The following is a 1,678-nucleotide window of genomic DNA, read 5'->3' as shown; positions in this document are numbered from 1 at the left end:
TCGTCATCGTGGTCACGGGAGGGCTCCTGCCGGAAAGGGGGGACGGTACTCCCATGCTCCCGGGCGGCCCCGGCCGGATCCGTCGCTCCGGCGGACGGTTGGCCGGACCATCGCGAGGCGTACACCGGACCGTCACCCTCCTCCTGCGGGATGACACCGTCCCTGAGGCCCGGTGCGGCCCGGTGCGGCCCGTCAACTGGCCGATAACAGTGCTTCCGCTGGCCGGATCACGAACGGTTCGTCAGATGGCAAGGAAGCATGACAACTTCCGGGGCCGGGAACATGCGAAACCGGGAGTCGGACGACTAGGCTCAGGGGGTAGCCCGAACAGGGGCGGGAGCGGTTCACGCCCGGGTGGTGGAACGCAGACACGGGCAGCTTAAAACTGCTTGGCCGTAAGGCCGTGCCGGTTCGAGTCCGGCTCCGGGCACCAGCTCCGCCTGCTCGGCCGCGAGAGATCATCCTCGCGGCGTACGCGCACTGCTTTGCCAAGACATTACTCTTGTCCGATGGTGGGCGGTGCCGTGCCGTCCCCCGGAGGGAATGAGCATGAGAAGCAGCAATCCGGTCTTCTCGCGGGACGGGGCCTTCTCCCGCGACACCGGCTACGCAGGGTTCGACACCACCCGGCAGCAGCCCTACGGGGCCGACCCGTACGCCAACAACCCCTACGCCAACGACCCGTACGGCCAGCAGCCGCACGGCGGGCGGCCCACCGACGAGCAGCTGGCCACGATGTACCGGGCGCCCTCCGCCGGGCCGCTGGACACCGGCCGGATGACCATGGACGACGTGGTCGCCCGCACGGCGATCTGCCTGCTCACGCTGCTGGGCGTCGGTGCGGCGGCCTGGTTCACCGTGCCGGTCGGCAACTTCGGGCTGGCGATCGGGGCGTCGCTGGCGGCGTTCGTCCTCGGACTGGTCATCAACTTCAAGCGGAGCATCAGCCCGGCGCTGATCCTGCTGTACGCGGCACTGCAGGGCCTGGCCCTCGGGGTGGTCTCCCGGGCGTTCGAGACGTTCTGGGACGGCATCGTCATCCAGGCGGTGCTCGGCACCGTGGTGGTCTCCGGCGGGATGCTGCTCGCCTACAAGAGCGGCTGGATCCGGGTCACCGGACGGTACGCCAGGATCGGCACCGCCATCGCGCTGGGCTTCAGCTTCCTCGCGATGATCGACTTCCTGGCCTGGACGGCCGGCGCCGACCTCGGTCTGGGTTCCGGCCCGCTCGGCCTGCTCTTCGGCCTCGGGGGCGTCGCCGTGGGCGCGTTCCTGCTCAGCCTCGACTTCGCCGAGATCGAGGCGGGGATCCGCGGCGGGGCTCCGCAGGCGGAGTCCTGGCGGGCGGCGTTCGGTCTGGTGGTGGCGCTGATCTGGATCTACGTCTACCTGCTCCGGGTGATCGCCATCCTGCGCGGCGACGACTAGCCACCCGCCGACGCGGACGCGGGCCCCGGGAGTCACCGACTCCCGGGGCCCGCGGCGTCTGCCGGTAGCCTCGCTGCATGTCCGACGAACCGACCCTGTCCACCGCCGTCGACCGTCTGGCCGACCGGTTCCGCTCGATGCCGCAGAGCCGGCTGCTCGGCGCGGTGCCCGGCCACCCGTCCCGGGCGGCCGCCGCGCTGGCGCTGGCCCGCCGGCTGGCCGCCACCGCGCTGCGGCTGGAGGGCGGGCC

General features: G+C 71.5%; 1 protein-coding gene and 1 tRNA gene. Both read left to right on the top strand.

All coding sequences use genetic code 11. From position 1 onward, the window contains the following. The first annotated feature begins 348 nt into the window (after nt 1–348). Nucleotides 349–433, top strand: a tRNA-Leu gene (locus AA75_RS23295). 116 nt (nt 434–549) lie between these two features. Continuing rightward, entirely contained in the window at nt 550–1,428 is an 879-nt protein-coding gene (locus AA75_RS23290) for a Bax inhibitor-1/YccA family protein (RefSeq protein ID WP_033822144.1), read from the top strand. Nucleotides 1,429–1,678: the final 250 nt, after the last annotated feature.

Source organism: Kitasatospora sp. MBT63 (genome assembly GCF_000710465.2).
Taxonomy (GTDB): domain Bacteria; phylum Actinomycetota; class Actinomycetes; order Streptomycetales; family Streptomycetaceae; genus Kitasatospora.
This window is presented reverse-complemented; position numbering and strand designations above follow the sequence as displayed.